At 71.1% G+C, this 18,389-nt stretch carries 15 protein-coding genes; 1 reads left to right on the forward strand and 14 read right to left on the reverse strand.

What is annotated here, in order from left to right; all coding sequences use genetic code 11:
• Positions 1-13: 13 nt before the first annotated feature.
• The 6 genes from M6I34_RS17900 to M6I34_RS17925 are packed head-to-tail and all read right to left on the reverse strand — an operon-like array spanning position 14 to position 9,512.
• Positions 14-5,641 carry an Hpt domain-containing protein gene (locus M6I34_RS17900; RefSeq protein ID WP_272487167.1) on the reverse strand — a complete coding sequence of 1,876 codons (5,628 nt, stop codon included), beginning with the start codon at positions 5,639-5,641 and terminating at the stop codon, positions 14-16.
• A gap of 14 nt (positions 5,642-5,655) precedes the next feature.
• Positions 5,656-7,887, reverse strand: a complete 2,232-nt coding sequence (locus tag M6I34_RS17905; RefSeq protein WP_272487168.1) for a methyl-accepting chemotaxis protein — start codon at positions 7,885-7,887, stop codon at positions 5,656-5,658.
• A 19-nt stretch (positions 7,888-7,906) separates the two neighbouring features.
• Positions 7,907-8,455, reverse strand: coding sequence for a chemotaxis protein CheW (locus tag M6I34_RS17910; RefSeq protein ID WP_272487169.1), 549 nt, complete (start codon positions 8,453-8,455; stop codon positions 7,907-7,909).
• Between the two features lie 22 nt (positions 8,456-8,477).
• Positions 8,478-8,840, reverse strand: a complete 363-nt coding sequence (locus tag M6I34_RS17915) for a response regulator (RefSeq protein ID WP_272487170.1) — start codon at positions 8,838-8,840, stop codon at positions 8,478-8,480.
• A gap of 23 nt (positions 8,841-8,863) precedes the next feature.
• Complete coding sequence (locus tag M6I34_RS17920) at positions 8,864-9,322, reverse strand: response regulator (RefSeq protein WP_272487171.1); 459 nt, start codon at positions 9,320-9,322, stop codon at positions 8,864-8,866.
• Between the two features lies 1 nt (position 9,323).
• The gene (locus M6I34_RS17925) at positions 9,324-9,512 is read right to left on the reverse strand and encodes a rubredoxin (RefSeq protein ID WP_272487172.1); all 189 of its coding nucleotides are present in this window, start codon (positions 9,510-9,512) and stop codon (positions 9,324-9,326) included.
• 193 nt (positions 9,513-9,705) lie between these two features.
• On the opposite strand from M6I34_RS17925, the gene thiE reads away from it, so the two are divergent.
• A complete protein-coding gene (gene thiE / locus M6I34_RS17930; RefSeq protein ID WP_272487173.1) occupies positions 9,706-10,440 on the forward strand; it encodes a thiamine phosphate synthase in 735 nt (244 codons plus the stop codon).
• Between the two features lie 177 nt (positions 10,441-10,617).
• On the opposite strand, the gene M6I34_RS17935 is transcribed toward thiE, so the two are convergent.
• From M6I34_RS17935 to sucC, 8 genes are all read right to left on the reverse strand, one after another.
• Complete coding sequence (locus tag M6I34_RS17935) at positions 10,618-11,055, reverse strand: pilin (RefSeq protein ID WP_418953565.1); 438 nt, start codon at positions 11,053-11,055, stop codon at positions 10,618-10,620.
• 251 nt (positions 11,056-11,306) lie between these two features.
• A complete protein-coding gene (locus M6I34_RS18295; RefSeq protein WP_418953573.1) occupies positions 11,307-11,633 on the reverse strand; it encodes a type II toxin-antitoxin system prevent-host-death family antitoxin in 327 nt (108 codons plus the stop codon).
• A gap of 54 nt (positions 11,634-11,687) precedes the next feature.
• Positions 11,688-12,452, reverse strand: coding sequence for a 3',5'-cyclic-nucleotide phosphodiesterase (locus M6I34_RS17940; RefSeq protein ID WP_272487174.1), 765 nt, complete (start codon positions 12,450-12,452; stop codon positions 11,688-11,690).
• A gap of 26 nt (positions 12,453-12,478) precedes the next feature.
• Positions 12,479-14,575, reverse strand: coding sequence for a CHASE2 domain-containing protein (locus tag M6I34_RS17945; RefSeq protein WP_272487175.1), 2,097 nt, complete (start codon positions 14,573-14,575; stop codon positions 12,479-12,481).
• A gap of 13 nt (positions 14,576-14,588) precedes the next feature.
• Positions 14,589-15,380, reverse strand: a complete 792-nt coding sequence (locus M6I34_RS17950) for an FHA domain-containing protein (protein WP_272487176.1) — start codon at positions 15,378-15,380, stop codon at positions 14,589-14,591.
• 133 nt (positions 15,381-15,513) lie between these two features.
• Entirely contained in the window at positions 15,514-16,230 is a 717-nt protein-coding gene (locus M6I34_RS17955) for a TerC family protein (protein WP_272487177.1), read from the reverse strand.
• 19 nt (positions 16,231-16,249) lie between these two features.
• A complete protein-coding gene (gene sucD, locus M6I34_RS17960; RefSeq protein ID WP_272487178.1) occupies positions 16,250-17,131 on the reverse strand; it encodes a succinate--CoA ligase subunit alpha in 882 nt (293 codons plus the stop codon).
• A gap of 16 nt (positions 17,132-17,147) precedes the next feature.
• The gene (gene sucC, locus M6I34_RS17965; RefSeq protein ID WP_272487179.1) at positions 17,148-18,314 is read right to left on the reverse strand and encodes an ADP-forming succinate--CoA ligase subunit beta; all 1,167 of its coding nucleotides are present in this window, start codon (positions 18,312-18,314) and stop codon (positions 17,148-17,150) included.
• Between the last annotated feature and the right edge of the window lie 75 nt (positions 18,315-18,389).

Below are 18,389 nucleotides of genomic sequence, written 5' to 3' on the forward strand. Positions count from 1 at the left end.
GGGCCAGGCCGGCTCAGCCGGCCCGGGCCGCGCGCCCCCGCGTGAACGCTGCGACGTGGCCGAGCAGCTCGTCGTCGCGATACGGCTTGCCGAGGTAGACGTCCACGCCGAGCGACATCGCGTAGTTGCGGTGCTTGTCGGCGGTGCGAGAAGTGATCATCACGATCGGGATGTCGCGATAGCGCTCGTCGCCGCGCAGGTTGCGGGTCAGGTCGAAGCCGTCCATCCGGGGCATCTCGATGTCGACCAGCATCACGTCGGGCCGGCGGTCCTGCAGCTGGCGCAGCGCGTCGACGCCGTCCTTGGCCAGCATCACGTCGTAGCCCTCGCGCACGAGCAGCCGCTGGGTCACCTTGCGCACCGTCAGCGAATCGTCGACCACCATCACGGTCGGCGGCACCTCTGCGAGCGACGCGCTCGTGCCGCCCGAGGCGCCGCGGTCCAGCCAGGCATCTCCCAGCACCGCCTGCGCGAGCCGCACCGCATTGAGGATCAGCACGATCTCGCCGTTGCCGAGCACCGTGGCTCCGCCGATGCCGCGCACCCGGGCCACTTGCGGGCCCACGTTCTTCACGACGACCTCCTGCGTGGGGCTCACCGTGTCGACGTGGAGCGCGAGACGCTGGTTGCCGGAGCGGATCACGACGACCGGCGACTGGTGCTGGGCCACCGGCTGCAGGTCGCGCGCGTCGACCAGCGTGCCCAGGTAGTGCATCGGCACCCGCGCGCCTTGCCAGTCGATGCTGCCCGAATCGTAGGCGTCGGCCAGCACCTGAGGCCTGAGCTGCAGCACCTGCTCGACGCTCGACGACGGGATCGCGTACTTCAGCGGCCCCACCGTGACCAGCACGACCTGCGCGATCGCCAGCGTGAGCGGCAGGTGGACGACGAAGCGCGTGCCGGCGCCCGGCGCCGACTCGATGTCGATCCGGCCGCCGAGCGACGCGACTTCGGTGCGCACCACGTCTAGCCCGACGCCGCGCCCGCTGATCTCGTCGACCGAACCGGCGGTGCTGAAACCGGGCAGGAAGATCAGCTCGCGGGCCTCGGCGTCGGAGACATCCCGGCCCTCGGCAAGCAGGCCGCTCGCCCTGGCCTTGGCGACGATGCGCGCCGTGTCCAGCCCCCCACCGTCGTCGGCGAACACCAGGACGACCTCGTTGCCTTCCTGGCGCACCTCGAGCCGGATCTCGCCGGCCTCGGCCTTGCCCGAGGCGACGCGCGCCGCCGGCTTCTCGATTCCGTGGGCCACGGCGTTGCGCAGCAGGTGCTCGATCGGCGCGGCCATTCGTTCGAGCACGCCGCGGTCGATCTCGACCGAGGCGCCGCGCAGGTCCATGCTGACCCGCTTGCCGAGCTCCTTCGCGGCCTGGCGGACGACCCGGTAGAGACGGTCGGAGATCGATCCGAACTGGACCATCCGCATCCGCATCAGGTTCTGCTGCAGTTCGCGCAGCACCTGGGCCTGCCGGTGCATGTCCTGGGTGGCGCCATCCAGGCTGCGCATCGCGTTCTGCTGCACGGTGGCCACGTCGTTGACCGACTCGGCCAGCATCCGCGTGAGCTCCTGGAAGCGCGTGAAGCGATCGAACTCGAGCGGGTCGAACTCGCTGTCCCTGTCGCGGCGCTGCGCGTTGCGGGCCTGGATCTGCGACTCGGCCTGGATCTCGATCTCGCGCAGCTGCCCGCGCAGCCGCCCGACGTTCTCGGTCAGGTCCTGCAGAGACTGTCGCAGTTGCGACAACTCGTTGTCGAGTCGCGAGCGCGCGATCGACACCTCGCCGGACTCGTTGACCAGGCGATCCAGCAGATCGGCGCGCACCCGCACCAGGCCGCTGGCCGGCGCCTGGGCGCCGGCCTGAGCAGCCTGTGCCGGCACGGCCGCAGGCGAGGCAAGCGCGGCCGGCGGCTCGGCTTCGGAAAACGGCGCCGCTTCGGGCAGTCGACTCCCGGTGGCGAGGTCGTCGCGCTGCGCGCCCTCCCCGGTTGCCGGAGCGGGCAAATCCTCGCCGGCAGACGAAGCCGGCGCCGCGGCCGGCGGCGCGGCGACACCGCGCTCGCGGATCGCCTCGAACATGCCGACCACCTCGTCGTGCTCGGCGACGAGCTCGTCGATCAGCGCGGTCGGCACCACGGTGAGGCCGCTGGCGGCTTCGACCCGCGTTTCCATCTCGTGCACGCGCTGGCCCAGCACCATCGCGCCGGCCATCCGGGCGCTGCCCTTGACCGTGTGCAGCTGGCGCATCAGCAGCTGCTGAAGCGCGCGATCGGCCGGCTGGGCCTGCCAGCGCCGCAGGTTCTCGCCGATCTGCGGCAGGATGTCGGTCGCTTCCTCGATGAACAGCGGCAACAGGTCGGCGTCGAGCTCGCCGGACTCGGCGGTCCCGGATCGCCGCTGGGCGCCGCGCGAGCTCTCCCAGCGCGCCGCGAGCTGATGCGCGAGCGCGAGCGCAGCCGGCTCGTCGCCGGGCATCGCGCCCGCCGCGAACCGGCGGAGCATCGCCTGCATCGCCTCGATCGCCTGCGCGTAATCGGCGATGTCTTCGGGACCGACCGCGCGACCGCTCGCGCGCTGGGCCAGCAGGAAGGCCTCGAGCCGGTCGGCCATCGCCTGCACCGGCCGCAGCGACACCACCGCAGCGCTGCCCTTCAGCGAATGCACGGCCCGCTGGGCCTCGTCGGTGGCCGCGCGCGCGGGCATCGCGGCCCAGGCGTCCGCGTCGGCCAGCAGCGTCGCGATCAGCGAGTCGGCCTCGTTGAGGAAGATCTCGTACAGCGCACGGCTCAGCACCAGCGCGCCGATCCGGACCTCGTCGGCCGCCTCGGACGGGGCGGCACTTTCGGCCGGCACCTCGACCGGGGCCACGCTCTCCGCCTGGAGATCCGGCGTGGCCGAAGCAGCAGTTGCGTCGCCCTCCTCGATTGCGACGAAATCCGCGGCCTCTACGACTTCGACGGCGTCGACGGCTTCCGGCACCTCGACGACCTCGACGGTTTCCGGCACCTCGACGACCTCGACGATTTCCGGTTCCTCGACGACCTCGTCGGCGTCGCGGACGTCGATGGGCTCACCGATGTCCAGGACCTCGACGAAATCGCTCGCGTCCTGCGATCCCCCTTCACCCTCGTCGGGGAGCACGGCGATCGCGGCCTCGATCTCGACTGTCTCGTCGAGTCCGAGCTCCGGGCGATCGGTGGCTGCATCGGGCGCGTTCGACTCGTCGGCAGCAGCGATGGCCAAGCCGGTGCCCGCGGCGACCAGGCGGGCCAGCGACTCGCCGGACGGTCGACCGTCGCGGATCGCCTCGGCCGCCTCGACGACCGGCGTCGGATCCATCCTCGCGCCGGGCTCGTCGGCCAGCGCGCCTATCCATCCGCGGAAAAGGGCCGCGGCCAGCTCGATCAGGTCCTGCAGCTCGGGGGTCGCGGCCCGCGACTCGGCCAGCCACAGGTTCATCGTCTGCTCCAGCGACCAGGCCGCCTCGCCGAGCTCGACCAGGCCGACCATGCGGCCCGAGCCCTTCAGCGTGTGGAAGCCGCGACGGATCGCGGTCATCGCGTCCGGGTCCGACGGCGCCTCGCGCGACATGCCGACCGCCTGCTCGATCGCGTCGAGCACCTCGGCGGCCTCGCCGAGGAAGATCTCGAGCAGTTCCGGGTCCGGCGATTCGGTCGCTTGCGGCTGCGGCGCCGCCGGCACGCCGGCCGCGTCGCCCGATGAAGTCGCTTCGACGATCGTCGCCCCGCCCGCGGCGTGCGCCATGTCGACGCGAGGGCCCGCGGCAGGCGCCTCGCCAGTGCCCGCCTCGGCCGCGGCCGACACCGCCGACGCCTTCGATGCCGCCGACACCCCCTGCCGCCTCGGGCCGGCGGCGTCGGAACTTCCATGGACAGAGGCCTCGATCCGCCCGGTATCGGGATCGAACACGACGCCGATGCCGGCACGTTCGGGCGCCAGCAGGCCGTCGACGAAGAATCCCAGCGCGCCCAGGCTCGCGGCCACGTCCTCGAAGCGCGCCGGATCGAGCACGGCGACCGTCTCCTCGAGCACGCGGGTGTCGGCCTCGTCGGCGGCCTCGCCCGTCGCCGGCAGCGCGGCGGCGGCGAAGCCCTCCACCTGCCCGGCCACCGCGTCAGCGGCATCGCCGGCTTGCGCATGACCGAGCAGCCTGAGCGCCCCGCCGACCTGGCGCAAGTGTCGCACCGCGCCGGGAAGGCCCTCGCGCTGCGCCGGATCGCGGAAGAAGGCGTCGAGCGATTGCTCGACCTGGTTCAGCGTCGCGCGCGTTTCGGCCACGAACGCCGACATCGTGACCCGCTCCTGGGCGGCCTGGCCCAGCGCGCGCATCCAGTCGGGCAGCGGCGGCAGTTCGCCGGCGGCCTTCGCGGCCACGCTCAGGCGCTCGCCGAGCTCGGCGGCATGCGACTCCAGGTCGGCCGTCCGGCCGGGGCCTCTTTCGAGGAACTGCTCGGCGAACAGCAGGCCGCTGGCGGCCTCGAGCGCGAGCGCCTCCTCGGCCTGCCGCTCCGGCGCGCAGGCAGCCCGCGCGCACTCCACCAGACCGGCTGCCATGCGCTGCAGGCCGGCCGACGGGAGCCTGCCCACCGCATCGGCGAAGGCCTCGGACGCCTCGAGCCGCGCGGCAGCGGCGCCCGCGCCGACGGCGTCCCAGCGCAGCCTGGCGGTCGCGAGCGCGGCGCGCGCCGCGTCGAGCGCAGCCGGGTCGGTGCCGCCGAAACGCCGGACCTCGTAGTCGGACGGTATCGCGCCGTCGAGGCGGAACGCCTCGCGGACCTCGGCCACCCGCTGCGAGCCGGCGCCGGCGCCCGCCAGCAGGAACAGGGTCTCGGCGAGCAGGCGCTCGCCGACCGGCAGCAGCTCGCTGACCGTCTGCCGGATCTGCAGGTTGATTCGCGCGAGCAAGCGCTTGGCCGCAACGTCCAGCGGCAGGCTGCCGCCGGCCCAGGCTTCGAAGCAGGCGAGCGCCGCCCGCCAGAACACCGCCTGCCTGGCGCCGCGCTCCGAGTGCAGGACCGTGTCGACCGCCGCGCGCATCGCGTCGAGGGCGGCGCGGTCGGCCGGATCGCGCATCAGCTTGAGCAGGCCGCGCTCGAAGTCCGCCCGGGCAGCGGCGAGCTGGCCGCCGTCGGTCACGCGGATCGGCGGCGGCTCCACGATCGGGCCGGCCGGCGCCGGCACCACGAACAGGTCGGAGGCCTGGATCCGGCTCTCGCCGCGCGCGGCCAGAAGGTCGCGGTAGTAGGGAAACAGGTAGAGCGGCTGGTGCGCATCGCCGGCGAGCAGGCCGTCCAGGTATTCCGCGACCGCGCCGCAGGCGCCGGCGAAGGCCTCGACCGCAGCCTCGTCGAGCGAGGCCGCGCCGCGCTCGATCGCATCGATGAAGCGCTCGGCCTCGGCGGTCAGCGCCGGAACGCCCGACAGGCCCACGATCGCCAGCGCGCCGTGCGCCTGGTGCACGCCGGTGCGCGCGGCGCGCAGCGCGCTCGCGTCGTCGGGGCCGGCGGCCAGCTGGCGCCGAAGCGAGTCGACCGAATTCTGCAGCGACTGCCGGATCTCGGCCGCGCACCAGGACAGCACCGAAAGGTCGGGCGCTGCGTCGAACTGCTGGACTTCGTCCATGGCCGCCCCCATCGTCAGCCGACCTTGAAGCGCGACACCGAGCTCTTCAGTTCCTGCGCGAGTTCGGAGAGCTGCCGGATCGAGCCGGCGGTGTGCAGCGTGCCCTCGCTGGTCTGCTCGGTCACGAGCAGGATGCGCTGGATCGACTGCGCGACGGTGCCGGCCGAAGCGGCCTGCTTGGAGGTGGTGTTCGAGAAGTCCTCGATCAGCTCGGCCAGGTGCCGGGACACGCGACCGATCTCGCCCAGCGCGCGGCCGGCCTCGTCGGACAGCCGCGTGCCCTCGACCACGCCCTGCGTGCTGCGCTCCATCGCCGCGACCGCGTCCTGCGTGTCGGTCTGGATCGTGCGGATCAGCGCCGCGATCTGCTTGGTCGCCTCGGCCGAACGCTCGGCCAGCCGCTGGACCTCCTCGGCGACGATCGTGAAACCGCGGCCCGCCTCGCCGGCCGACGCGGCCTGGATCGCCGCGTTCAACGCCAGCACGTTGGTCTGCTCGGTGATGTCCGAGATCAGCTCGACGATCTCGCCGACCTCCTGCGAAGACTCGCCGAGCCGCTTGATCCGCTTGGCAGTCTCCTGGATCTGGTCGCGAATCCCGTTCATGCCGCTGATCGCGTTGTCCACCGCCCGCGAACCGTCCTCGGAGGCCGCCAGCGAGTGCCGGGCCACCTGCACCGATTCGGCGGCCCGCGCCGACACCTCGTTGATCTGCTGCGCCATCCGCAGCACCGCCTCGCCGGTCTCGCGGATCTCGCGCGACTGCTGCTCGCTGGCCGCCTGCAGGCTGGACGCGGTCATCTGCGCCTTGGACGAGGCCTCGTTGACCATCTCGGCGGTCGCGTTGATCCGCGACACCAGGCTTCGCAGCTCCTCGACCGTGTAGTTGACCGAGTCGGCGATCGCGCCAGTGATGTCCTCGGACACGGTGGCCTGGATCGTCAGGTCGCCGTCGGCGACTTCCTGCAGCTCGTTCATCAGGCGCAGGATCGCCGACTGGTTCTGGTCGTTCGCGCGCTTGGCCTCCTGCTCGAGCCGCTCGGCGACCGCGCGCTGGCGCTCGGCTTCCTCGGCGCGCTGCTCGCTGTCGGACAGGAAGGCGCGGAACAACCCGAACAGCGCCAGCAGCGCGATGAAGCCCGAGCCCGCGGCGATCCACTTGTTCCACATGGCCAGCCCGCCGCCGCCGCGCAACGCATCGCGCAGCGACTCGAGCCTGCCGCGCACGGTTTCGCTGTCCGCGAAGATCCGTCGTTCGGCGGCGCGCGCCTGCTGCAGGCCCTGGATGCCGGTCATCACCGAAGCCAGCGAGGCTTCGGTCGCGGTGCTCGCCTGGCGCAGCCACTCGAGCGAACGCCTGGCCTCGCCGTCGCCGACCGGCGAGATCCGCATCCGGTCGCTGCCGTTGAGCAGCGCATCCGACAGTTGCCGCAACGACGCGACCGCCTGGCGCAGGCCGTCGACGTCGACGACGTCGGCAATGCCGAGCGTGCCGGCGTCGCGGGCGATCCGCTGCGACAGGGCCACGAGCTCGCCGGCCGCGGCCACCTCGCGCGACGACGCGCCCGCCTGCAGCCGCTGCGTCGCCACGACCTGCGTGGCGGCCAGCAACTGGGGATTGGTCTTCGCGACCTGCTGGCGGAACTCGGCCAGGGCCACCAGCAGCGACTGCTGCGCGAGCAGCGCCCCTGCCGCGGCGTCGCTCGGGCGCCAGGCCTCGAGCAGCGCGACCGCGCTGGGCGCGCCGACGCCGGCCGGTGCCGCCACGCCGGCATCGACCAGTTGCCTGAGCGAGCGGTCGACGACCTGGCGGCTCTCGGCGAGCTGCCGAAACGCGTCGACGTTGCCGGCGATCGCATTGGGCGCGGCCTTGGCCAGGCGCTGCGAGTGGGTCAACGCGTCGCCGAGCAGTTGCGTGGAGCGCGCGGTCTCGGCGGTCTGGCGCGCGTCGAGCCACAGAAAGGCCACGCCGAGCAGCGCGGACAGCACCAGCACAGGCAGCCACACCTGCAGCTGCTTCTGGATCGGCAGGTGGCCGACCAGGGGGATCGTGAAGCGCTTGCGGCGACGCGCCGACGACCCGGCGAAGGCCTCGGCGGCGGCGGCGTCCCGCGCTTCGTCGACGGTCGGCCCGCCGTCGTCGTCGGGCAGCAGCGTCTCGATCAGCGCGGTGTCCGGCGCGGCGTCCGCCGGCGCGTGCGCCTTCGGGGTCGCGAAACCGGGCAGCTTCAGGGACATCTTCATCATGATCTTCTTGGTCCTCGCGTCAGCGGGCAACCGTCATGAAACGGTCGTCGACGGCGAGCCTCGCGAGGCTCAGTTCGGTCCACAGGCGCCCTTCCGCATCGAGCCAGTCGGCGCCCAGCCAGCCCGGGCGCGCCTCGGTGGCTGCCTCGGCGGATGCTTCGGCCGGCGTCATCGCCTCCACGTTCTGCAGCCCGAGCATCCGGGAGACGACGATCGCCGCGTTCAGGCCCAGCCGCGGCGCGAACGCGATCAGCCGCGCGTCGCGGCCGGCCGGCGCGAAGGAATCGCCGACGAAGCGCCCCAGGTCCGAAACCGCGTACAGCGATCCCCGGAGATTGACCAGGCCGCGGAACCAGTCGCGCGTGAGCGGCACCGCGGCGATCGTGGCCGGCACCGGCACGACTTCGCCGGCCTCGGACAGCTCGACCAGCAGCCGGCGCGCACCCACCTGCACGCCGAGCCGCGCGGTGGGCGCGGCGCCCGACGCCGCCTGGCGCAGGCGCTCGGACAGTCGCGCCTGGAACTCGCGCAGGTTCTTCTTGCGGTCGGTGCTGGTCTGCGCTTCCACGGCTTCTCCGGTTCGGCGGCGCTCAGGCGTGCGCGAGCTGCGCGACCCGCTGCAGCAGCTCTTCCGGACGCACCGGCTTGGTCAGGTAATCGCTGGCGCCCTGGCGCAGGCCCCAGATCCGGTCGGTCTCGGCGCTCTTGCTCGAGCACAGGATGATCGGGATGTCCTTCGTGGACGGATCGCGCGACAGCGCCCTGGCGATCTGGAAGCCGCTCTGCCCGGGCATCACCACGTCGAGCACGACCAGAAGCGGACGCTCGAGCTGCACCTTCTTCAGGGCCTCCTCGCCGTTCGAGGCGGTGGCCACCTGGTAACCGTTCCTGAGCAGCAGGTCGGTCAGGAACCAGCGCTCGGTCGGGGAATCGTCGACGACCAGGATCTTCATGGACGGGGGACTGCGATCACGATTCAGACGATCGGGGCGAAGGAGAACGAGGCTTCCTGGGCACCGCTCTCGGCGTGCGCCGTCGCGCCTGTCGCGTGCCGGTTCAGGTGCTCCCCTACCGTGCGGATCAGCCCGTCCTTCGTGAAGGGCTTGGTCAGGTACTGGTCCGAGCCCACCATCCGGCCGCGGGCGCGGTCGAACAGGCCGTCCTTGCTCGAGAGCATGATGACCGGGATGTCGCGATAGCGGACGCTCTTCTTGATCAGCGCGCAGGTCTGGTAGCCGTCGAGCCGCGGCATCAGGATGTCGCAGAAGATCAGGTGCGGCTCGTGGTCGGCGACCTTGGCCAGCGCGTCGAAACCGTCCTCGGCGAGCAGCACCTCGCAGCCCGCCTGCTTCAGGAAGATCTCGGCGCTGCGGCGGATCGTATTGCTGTCGTCGATCACCAGGACGCGCAGGCCCGACAGTCCGGCTTGGCTCATGTCATATCTCCACCATCTCGAAGTCCTCCTTGCGGGCGCCGCATTCGGGACAGGTCCAGTTGATCGGAATGTCTTCCCAGCGCGTGCCGGGAGGGATGCCCTCGTCCGGCAGGCCTTCTTCCTCGTTGTAGATCCAGCCGCAGATCAGGCACATCCAACTACGAAAACCCGCGTTCGCTGCGTCGCTCATCCTCGTTTTCCCTGGCTGAAGGTTCGAATCGGGACCCGCGGAGCGAGGATCCAACGCCGCGGTTCAGACCGCGATCCGCCCTCGCCCGCGCGGGCCTCTTCCCTGTGAGCCGATGTTAACCTCGGCCCCGAAGCGCCACCGGCCGGCACCGACCAGTGGCGAGGATGTTGCGACGAACGCACAGGAGCGCGAATTGCCCGAAGAATCCAAGGCCGGCGAGGCGGTCGTGAACGCCGCTGCGCCGGGTTCCCACACGGCCGCGACCGATTCCGGCGAAGCCCTGCCCCCGCCGCCGCCCAAGGCGCCGATTCGCGGCCTCTACGTGCTGACGCCCGACACCGACGACGACGAATGGCTGGCCGCGGCGGTGGCCGCCGCGATCGCAGGCGGCACGAGCGCGGTGCAGTACCGGAACAAGACCGCGGACGCGACGACCCGGCTGCGCCAGGCGAGGATGCTCATGAAGCTGTGCCACGCGCGCGGCGTGCCGCTGATCGTCAACGACTCGGTCGACATGGCGATCGCCTCCGGCGCCGCCGGCGTGCACCTGGGCCGCGACGACGACGACCCCTTCGACGCCCGCCGGCGACTGGGGCCGGACGCGATCGTCGGCGTGTCCTGCTACGACGAGTTCGAGCGGGCCGAGCAGTATGCGGGAGTGGCCGACAACCTGGCCTTCGGCAGCCTGTTCGGGTCGAGCACGAAGCCGGGGGCGGTGCGCGCGCCGCTCGAGCTGCTGACCCGCGCAAGGGCGCGGGGGTGGAACGTGGTGGGGATCGGGGGGGTGGATGCTTCGAACGCGCGGCTGGCGATCGAGGCGGGAGCGGATGCCGTGGCGGTGATCACCGCGGTGTTCGGTACTGGCCGAGGCGCCGCGGAGGCAATCGAGGAAGCGGCCCGAGCGGTACGGGCGGTTCTTCCGCGATGACGCTCCGTGCCAATGATTCGGTCGGACCGTCGCTCCCGTCCGGCCGACCGGGCTTCGATGTCGCCTCCGGCATGCCACGCTCCGCGACGCCCCGAAAGCGAAAGGGCCGCCAAGGCGGCCCTTTCGGGTGGTTCCCCTGGCGAGGGCAGCTTCGTGCCCTGCCAGTTCAGCGCAAGCTTACTTGCAGCTGCCGGGCATCCACTGCGCCGGCGTGCCGGTGCAGGCCCACGAAACGACGGCGGTGGGGGTCGCCGCGTTGTCGAACGTCGGGGTCAGCGTGACGACCGTGTCGCCAGCCGCCACGATGTCGCCGGTCACTTCGATCACACCCTGGGCGTCGACCACGATGCTCTTCGCGTACTGGGTGGCGGTGAAGCTGTCGTCGCAGGTCGTCAGGTCGCCGGCGGCGCCTGCCGACTGAACGATCTCGGTCACGCAGGTGCGGGCGCTGCTGGCGGCCAGCACGATCTCCGAGGCCTTCGCGCGGTTCGAGTAGTCGGAGTACGCCGGCAGCGCCACCGCCGCCAGGATGCCGATGATCGCCACGACGATCATCAGTTCGATCAGCGTGAAGCCTTTCTGGACCTGCTTGCGAACTTTCTGGAACTTCATCATTTCATCTGCTCCTGTTGAGAATCTGGGTTCGGGCCGATCCCTGTCGGCTCGCGGATGTATGTGCAGGGGGTGTGCCAGGACCCGGTTGCGGCGGCTGGCGGCCGACGAACGGTCGGCGGCGAACGAGAGCGTGAAAAAGGTCACGCGGCCGAGGGCCGCAGGACGAGGAACCCGCCTCGCAAGCGACGCATCGCGTCACGCGAGGCACTTGGCGAGTGACGCGTTGCGTCACCTTCGGGTGACGATGTACGTCAACTGCGCGGCGTCCCTGCCCCGGTGCATCTAGGCGCCAGCCGGCGCACTCCTTCGACCGCCGGGCTCGGTGCTCGCCCCACCCCTAGAGCGCCGCGCCAATCAGTTCCGCCGAGACACGGCGCAGCACGGAGGGTGAAGCCCGTTCGAGGCCGCCGACCGCCGCCAGCGAAGTCAGCGGGCTGGCGTCGGCGAGAACGATCGAGGATCTTTTCGTCGTCCAGGTGCACGAGCACCGCATCGGGATGATTCCGGCGGGTCACGACGACGAAGTCCGTCCGCGCCATTCGGAGCACCGCGGACGGATCGTTCTGCGGTTGTCCGATGCCGACGGCCTTCGTGCCCCTTCCTCGTGACGGAAGAAGATGCCGGGCCGCCGCTCAGACCTCCAGCACCTCTCCCCGCTCCAGCACCCGCGGCGAGAACCTTCCCGCCCAGGCCTCGATCTCGCGCTCGATCGTCACCCGGTCGCTCGGCTTCAGGTGCGTGATCAGCACCTGCGGCTCGCGGCGCAGCTTGGCGAGCTCCTCGCCGAGCTGGATCGGGTAGAGATGCCTGGCGGTGGTGGCCAGGTCCTGGTCGCGGTTGGCGAAGGCGGTCTCGATGATCAGGAAGCGCAGGTCCTCGACGCCGTTCACCTGGCGCCAGAACTCGTCGTTCGGGCCGGTGTCGCCGGAGAACACGAAGGAGCCGTTGCGCGAGTGCACGTGGAAGGCCAGCGCCGGCACCGTGTGGGTGGCGGCCAGGCTGCGCACCGAGCGGGTGCCCACGTGCACAGTCTGGTCGATCGACAGCGGCTCGAACTTCATCCACGGCCGGTCGTAGTGCGGGATCTCGGTGAAGTCGGGCCAGATCACCCAGTTGAAGATGTGAGTGCGCAGCGCGTCGATCGTCTCGGGCAGCGCGTGCACGGTGATCGGCTTCTTGCGCAGCCCGCCCACCGAGTCCACCAGCAGCGGCAGCGCGCAGATGTGGTCCAGGTGCGAGTGCGTGAGGAAGACGTGGTCGATCGCGGCAAGCTCTTCGACCGTGAGGTCCTCGACCCCGGTGCCGGCATCGAGAAGGATGTCGGAGTCGACCAGGAACGAGGTCGTCCGGGCGCGCGCGCCGATCCCGCCGCTACACCCGAGAACCCGTACCTTCATCGAACGCTCCTCGGCGTCGGCATCTGTCATCGGTCGGCTTGAGCCAGCGGCGCCGACTCCGTGCGGCCCGCCCGGATCGGCGGCGGCTCGACGCCTGCCGCCGTCTCCGGCCAGGCCGGCGAATCGCCGGCAAGGTCCGCCGCGCCTTCCAGCCGCCCGGCCTCGGGCTGCACAAGCGCCGGGGCATCCGCTCGGACCCCGGACCGCCCAGCCGGCAGCGGAACGAAGAGCCGCACCGCGTCGGAGCGCCCCTGGATCCGGACCGGACCGAGCTCCGCGAACCGCCGGCCCGTGCAGGCCCTTGCAGTCGCTTCGCCGACGATGATCGGCACTTCATGGTGCTTGGTCAAGGTCTCGAGGCGCGACGCCAGGTTCACCGCGTCGCCGATCGCCGTGTAGGTGCGCCGCGCCGCGGAGCCCATGTCGCCGACCTGCGCGAAGCCGGTGTTCACGCCGACGCCGATCGACAGCGCCGGCAGGCCGCGCATGATGAAGTCCGCCGAGAGCCGGCGCGCCGCCTCCTGCATCGCCTGGGCCGCGGCGACGGCGTGCTCCGCGTGATTCGGGTCTTCCATCGGGGCGCCCCAGAACGCCATGACCGCGTCGCCGATGTACTTGTCGACGGTGCCCCCGTGCTCGTGCACGACGTCCGTCATCGCCGTGAGCACGGTGTTCAGGTACTCGCGAAGGGCCGCAGGCTCCATCGACTCGGCCATCCGGGTGAAGCCGCGGATGTCGGCGAACAGGATCGTGATCTCGCGGTTCTCGATCTCACCCGCCCGCCAGCGCACCGGATCCCGCGCCATCTGCTCGACGAGCGTCGGGGACAGGTACTCCCCGAACAGGCGCACCACCGCGCGCCGCGCCCGGCCCTCGGCCATGTAGCCCAGCAGCAGGTTGAACACCGCCAGCACGAGGATCGCGACCATCGGCCCGGCCAGCGGAAGCACCAGGCCCAGGGTCCAGTACGCCGCCGAATTGCCGCCCACCACCAGGACCAGCGCGGCGCCGCTCGCGGCGACGGTGCCGATCGGGCCGAGCATCGGGAGCAGCACTGCCAGCGTCCCTCCGACCAGCAACGTGACCAGCGCCGCGCCGATGCCGGCCTCGAGAGGCCTGCGCGGGACCGCGTCGTCGAGCGCCCCGGCCAGCAGCGAGGCGTGGATCTCGACGCCCGGAAACACCTCGTTGACGGGCGTCGCGCGCAGGTCGGTGAGGCCGGGCGCGCTGGTGCCGACCAGGACGATCCGGTCGCGCATCACCGACCAGTCGACCCGGCCGTCGAGCACGTCGGCGGCCGAGACGTAGCGGAAGCGTCCGCCCGAGGCGCCGCCCCGCCCCGCGAAGGGGACCATGGCCGTGTAGCCGACCGACACCGGGATCGAGACGTCGCCCCGCTCGCCTGCCAGCCTCAGCAGGTCTCCGTCGACGATGACCGCGCCCGCGCCGAGGTACTGTCGCAGCACCGCCAGCGCGAAGGACTCGTGGACCACTTCGCCGTACGAGGCCAGCATCGGCAGGGCCCGGATCGTGCCGTCGACGTCGATCCCGGCGCCGATGAAGGGGTTGAAGAAGCCCTGCGCCGCGGCCGCCCTGGCCAGCAGCGGCAGGTTGCTGCCGTAGCCGTCGGCGTCGATCAGGTCCAGCAATCCGGTCTCGGCCACGGCGCCGCGCCCGAAGACCGGCGCCGGAAGCATGCCGCTGGCTCTGCCGCTGCGGTCGCTGGTCAGGTAGTAGCCGAGGACGGTCGGGCGTCCGGCCAGCGAGCGCGCGAACGCCGCGTCCCCGGCGCCGCCGTCGCGCTGGGGCTCGCCGAACAGGATGTCGTAGCCGACGACCGCCGGCTTGCCACGCTCGAAGATCGCGTCGTTGAGCGCCGCGACCGTCTCGCGCGGCCAGGGCCAGCGGCCCCGCTCGGCCAGGCTGCGCTCGTCGATGTCGACGATCACGATGCGCGGATCCTGCTTCGGGGACGCCGCTTGCTGGCGGCTGTCGTAGACATGCCGGTCGATGCCGGTCAGCATCGATACCGGCTGGACGCCGGCGTCGTGGGCAGCGAGCAGGAGGACGTAGGCGAGCCCGTTCAGGGCCCTGAGCAGGCGGATCCGCCGCAGCGCCGTCATCGCGGGCGACCGCTCACGCGCCCAGCCTGAAGCGCAGCATCGTGCCGGCCAGCTCGATCAGGTCGCCGTCGGCCAGCCGGTGCGCGGTCAGGCCGATCGGCTCGCCGTTGACCTGCGGGAAGGTCAGGCCCTCGAGGTGGGTGATGAAATAGCCCCCGCGGCGCCGGGAGATCACCGCCACCTGGCCGGCGATCCCGCCGACCCGGCAGATCGCCTGATCCAGCGGCTGGGACTGCCCGGCCTGCGTGCCGCTCAGGTATTCGACCCGGCCGGGCTGGACGGGCTCGGCGTCGGCCGCCGCGAGCGGATCGCCGGCGGACTGCGTACCGCGCGACGCGCCGTGGGAATCGGGCACGGCCGAGCCGGCTGCGAGGTCGGGCAGCCCGCCCTCGGCCGGCGCGCCGGCGTGCGCCAGGTCGCTGCGGCCCTGCTGGCCGGGCGCGGACCCGCCGGCCTCGGCGGCGGACGAACGGGCCGCCTCGAAGCGCAGGCGGTAGATGCCGATGTCGACGATGTCGCCGTCGACCAGGGTGCGCTGCTTGATCGGCAGGCCGTTGACCATCGTGCCGTTGCGGCTGCCGAGGTCGTGGATCGCGACCTCGCCGTTGCGCACGCGGACCAGCGCGTGCTCGCCGCTGACCGTGAGGTCGTCGAGCTGGACGTCGTTGTACGGCCGCCGCCCTATCGTCAGCATGTTGGCGACGATGGCGACCGTGCGCAGCTCCACCGCGCCGGCGGCGAGGTAGAGCCGCAGCGTGGGGACGAGTCCGCGCGGGGCGGAAGCGGGGTTTCCTTGGTCAGACACGGGCCGCCTGCGGCAAACGGAGATCGGAGTTCGACGATTCGCGAAGCCTACCGTCACTCGCCGGCCGCCCGGAGGAACTATGTCATGAACGGCCGCGCGCTGCCGCCGGGCGGCGGCTGCGCGCTGCCGCCGGTCAGTGCGCGGCCCCCGCCGGGCGACGCCGGGCGATCGCCATGCCCCAGCCGACCACCACGATGGCACCGACGATCGAGGCACCGTACTTCAGCGCCGACGAAGGCTCGCCGATCTGCCCGACGGCGACCGGGTCGGTGATCATCATCCCGCCCGCGATCCAGCCGAGCAGCGCGCCGCCGGCGGTGACCACCAGCGGGTAGCGCTCGATCAGCTTGAGCACCAGGGTGCTGCCCCAGACGATCAGCGGGATGCTGACCAGCAGGCCGAAGATCACCAGGCCGAGCTGGTGGTCGGGATCGGCCTGGTTGGCCGCGCCGGCGATCGCGATCACGTTGTCGAAGCTCATCACCAGGTCGGCGACGATGATCGTCTTGATCGCCGCGAACAGCGTGCTGCCGCCTTCCAGGTTGCCGTGGCCGTCTTCGTCGCCCGGCGCCACCAGCTTGATGCCGATCCAGATCAGCAGGGCGCCGCCGATCAGTTTCAGGAAGGGCACCTGCAGCAGGGTGACCGCGAACGCGATCAGGATCACCCGCAGGACGATCGCGCCTGCCGTGCCCCAGAGGATGCCCTTCATCTTCTGGTGCTGCGGCAGGTTGCGGCAGGCCAGCGCGATGACGACCGCGTTGTCGCCGCCGAGCAGGATGTCGATCAGGATGATCTGGAAGACCGCGCCCCAGTGGAGCGTGGTGAGGAACTCGATCGCGGAATCCATCGGGCGCGGTCCTCCGGGCTCAGAGCACGCTCTTGAGCAGGCGGGCCATCTCGGACGGATTGCGCGTGACCTTGATGCCGCAGGCTTCCATGACCTCGAGCTTGGCATCGGCGGTGTCGGCGCCGCCGGAAATCAGAGCGCCGGCATGGCCCATGCGCTTGCCCGGGGGTGCGGTGACGCCGGCGATGAAGCCCACCACCGGCTTCTTCATGTTGTCCTTGACCCAGCGCGCCGCGTTGACCTCGTCGGGGCCGCCGATCTCGCCGATCATGATCACCGCGTCGGTGTCCGGATCGTCGTTGAACATGCGCATCACGTCGATGTGCTTGAGGCCGTTGATCGGGTCGCCGCCAATGCCGACCGCCGACGACTGGCCCAGGCCCAGCTCGGTGAGCTGCGCGACCGCCTCGTAGGTCAGCGTGCCCGAGCGCGAAACGACGCCGATGCGGCCCTTGCGGTGGATGTGGCCCGGCATGATGCCGATCTTCAGCTCGTCGGGGGTGATCACGCCGGGGCAGTTCGGGCCGAGCAGCAGGGTCTTGCTGTTCGCCTTGCGCATGCGGTCGCGCACCACGATCATGTCGCGCACCGGGATGCCCTCGGTGATGCAGATGACCAGGTCGAGCTCGGCGTCCACCGCCTCCTGGATGGCCGCGGCGGCGCCGGCCGGCGGCACGTAGATCACCGACACGGTCGCGCCGGTCTCGGCCTTGGCTTCCTTGACGCTGGCGTAGATGGGGATGCCCTCGAAGTCCTCGCCGGCCTTCTTCGGGTTCACGCCGGCCACGAAGGCGGCCTTGCCGTTGGCGTACTCGCGGCACATCCGCGTGTGGAACTGGCCGGTCTTGCCGGTGATTCCCTGCGTGATGACCTTGGTGTCCTTGTCGATCAGGATGCTCATCGGGTGATCCTCGTTGTCAGTTGCCGGCCGCGGCGGCCACGACCTTCTGGGCGGCCTCGGCCATCGTGTCGGCCGAGATGATCGGCAGGCCCGATTCGGCCAGCAGCTTCTTGCCCAGGTCCTCGTTCGTGCCCTTCATGCGGACCACCAGCGGCACCTTCAGGCCGACGGCCTTGCTGGCCGCGATCACGCCCTCGGCGATGACGTCGCAGCGCATGATCCCGCCGAAGATGTTGACGAGGATCGCCTTCAGGTTCGGGTTGCGCAGCATGATCTTGAAGGCCTCGGTGACCTTCTCGGTCGTGGCGCCGCCGCCCACGTCGAGGAAGTTCGCGGGCTCGCCGCCGAACAGCTTGATCGTGTCCATCGTGGCCATGGCCAGGCCGGCGCCGTTGACCAGGCAGCCGATGTTGCCGTCGAGCTGGATGTAGGCCAGGTCGAACTTGCTGGCCTCGATCTCGGCCGGGTCTTCCTCGTCGAGGTCGCGCAGCTCGACGATCTCGGGGTGACGGAACAGCGCGTTCGAGTCGAAGTTCAGCTTCGCGTCGAGCGCGACGACCTTGCCGTCACCGGTGAGGATCAGCGGGTTGATCTCCGCCAGCGACGCGTCGGTGTCCCAGAAGGCCTTGTACAGCCCGTGCAGCACGGTGCGAGCCTGCGGCAGGCTTTCGGCCGGGATGCCGATCTTCGTGGCGATCTCGTCGGCCTCGGCGTCGGTGAGCCCGGCGGCCGGGTCGATGAAGACCTTGTGCAGCAGCTCGGGGGTCTTCTCGGCGACCTCCTCGATGTCCATGCCGCCTTCGCTGGAGGCCATCAGCGCGACGCGCTGCGTGACGCGGTCGACGACCAGGCCCACGTAGAGCTCCTTGCGGATGTCGGCGCCTTCCTCGATCAGCAGGCGGCGGACCTTCTGGCCCTCGGGGCCGGTCTGGTGCGTGACCAGCTGCATCCCGAGGATCTCGTTCGACAGCTTGCGGACCTCGTCGATCGAGCGGGCGAGCTTCACGCCGCCGCCCTTGCCTCGACCGCCCGCATGGATCTGCGCCTTGACGACCCAGACCGGGCCGCCGAGGGCCTCGGCAGCCTTGACCGCCTCGTCGACCGAGAAGCAGGGAATGCCGCGGGGCACCGCGACACCGTACTTCTTCAGGATTTCCTTGCCCTGGTACTCATGGATCTTCACGACTCTTCCCCCAATTCGACTCGGTTTTCTTGTGCAAGGACGACATCGGCAGGCCGACGCCAACACGGTTGATAG

This window comes from Zeimonas sediminis, from assembly GCF_023721795.1.
GTDB lineage: Bacteria > Pseudomonadota > Gammaproteobacteria > Burkholderiales > Burkholderiaceae_E > Zeimonas > Zeimonas sediminis.